The organism is Ideonella sp. B508-1 (assembly GCF_000333615.1).
In the GTDB taxonomy this organism is placed as follows: domain Bacteria; phylum Pseudomonadota; class Gammaproteobacteria; order Burkholderiales; family Burkholderiaceae_C; genus Ideonella.
In genome coordinates this window covers 1-1,880 of the sequence record NZ_BADL01000089.1, presented here as the reverse complement: position 1 = coordinate 1,880, position 1,880 = coordinate 1, and the positions used below count along the sequence as shown (strand labels likewise).

General features: G+C 67.7%; 1 protein-coding gene and 1 pseudogene. Both read left to right on the top strand.

All coding sequences use genetic code 11. The annotated features are described in order from the left end of the window. The first annotated feature begins 83 nt into the window (after positions 1 to 83). Positions 84 to 656, top strand: a complete 573-nt coding sequence (phaR, locus tag I73_RS03930; protein ID WP_022979421.1) for a polyhydroxyalkanoate synthesis repressor PhaR — start codon at positions 84 to 86, stop codon at positions 654 to 656. Positions 657 to 699: 43 nt separating this feature from the next. Further along, positions 700 to 1,880, top strand: a pseudogene (gene rimO, locus I73_RS25810) (30S ribosomal protein S12 methylthiotransferase RimO); the annotation flags it as partial.

The window sequence follows — 1,880 nt, the reverse complement described above, 5'->3', positions numbered from 1 at the left end:
GGGGCTGGACGCCAGGGTGACCACTAGAATCGATTGAAACCCTGCCCCTCGCGGGGCACCCACCCATCGGAGCCCGCCGCCTTATGACGCAAGAGCCCAAGGATGCCGCTGGCGCGGCCTCGACCGCCGCCCTGCGCATCCTCAAGAAGTACCCGAACCGGCGTCTGTACGACACCCAGGCCAGCTGTTACATCACGCTGGCCGACGTCAAGCAGATGGTGCTGGACGGCATCGAGTTCGAGGTGCGGGACGCCAAGACCAGCGAGGACCTGACCCGCAGCATCCTGCTGCAGATCATCCTGGAGGAAGAGGCGGGTGGCATGCCCATGTTCAGCGCCCGCTCGCTGGCGCAGATCATCCGCTTCTATGGCCACGCCATGCAGGGCGTGATGGGCAACTACCTGGAGAAGAACCTCCAGGCCTTCGTGGACATGCAGGGCCGGCTGGCCGAGCAGGCCAGCGGCCTGTACGACCCCAAGAGCTTCACGCCCGAGATGTGGACCCAACTGATGAGCGGCCAGGCCCCGGTGATGCAGGGCCTGATGGGCAGCTACCTGGAGCAGTCGCAGCAGCTCTTCCAGCAGATGCAGGAACAGATGCAGAAGCAGGCCGGGAGCCTGTTCGGCGGCTTCCCGCCGCCGCCGGCGCAGAAGTAGTTCACGCACCGGGGCTGGGGCGGGTTTGAGACAATCCCGCCCCATGAGCTCCGCACCCGACACCGCCGCCACCACCCCGAACACCCCCGGCGACGCCCCCACCATCGGCTTCGTCAGCCTGGGCTGCCCCAAGGCGCTGACCGATTCCGAGCTGATCCTCACCCAGCTCTCGGCCGAAGGCTACAAGACCGCCAAGACCTACCAGGGCGCTGACCTGGTCATCGTCAACACCTGCGGCTTCATCGACGACGCCGTGCAGGAGAGCCTGGACGCCATCGGCGAGGCCCTGGCCGAGAACGGCAAGGTCATCGTCACCGGCTGCCTGGGCGCGCGCGAAGGCGCGGACGGCGGCAACATGGTGCGCGAGGTGCACCCCAAGGTGCTGGCCGTGACCGGCCCGCACGCCACCCAGGAGGTGATGGACGCGGTGCACCAGCACGTGCCCAAGCCGCACGACCCCTTCGTGGACCTGGTGCCGGCCGCCGGCATCAAGCTCACGCCCAAGCATTACGCCTACCTGAAGATCAGCGAGGGCTGCAACCACCGCTGCACCTTCTGCATCATCCCCAGCATGCGGGGCGACCTGGTCTCGCGCCCGGTGGGCGATGTGCTCAACGAGGCCCGGGCCCTGTTCGAGGGCGGGGTGAAGGAGCTGCTGGTGGTCAGCCAGGACACCTCGGCCTACGGCGTGGACGTGAAGTACCGCACCGGTTTCTGGAACGGCGCGCCGGTCAAGACCCGCATGCTGGACCTGGCGGCCAAGCTGGGCGAGCTGGCCCGCGAACACGGCGCCTGGGTGCGCATGCACTATGTCTACCCCTACCCGCATGTGGACGAGGTCATCCCGCTGATGGCCGAGGGCCTGGTGCTGCCCTACCTGGACGTGCCCTTCCAGCACGCCCACCCGGATGTGTTGAAGCGCATGAAGCGCCCGGCCAGCGGCGAGAAGAACCTCGAGCGCATCCTGCGCTGGCGCGAGCTGTGCCCGGAGATCGTGATCCGCTCGACCTTCATCGCCGGCTTCCCGGGAGAGACCGAAGAAGAGTTCCAGTACCTGCTGGACTTCCTGCGCGAGGCCCAGATCGACCGGGCCGGCTGCTTTCGCTATTTCGCGGTGGATGGCGCCACCGCCACGAGCTGCCGGGTGCGCTGCCCGACGCCGTGCGCGAGAAACGCCGTGCCCGCTTCATGGCCGTGGCCGAGCAGGTCTCCATCGAGCGACTG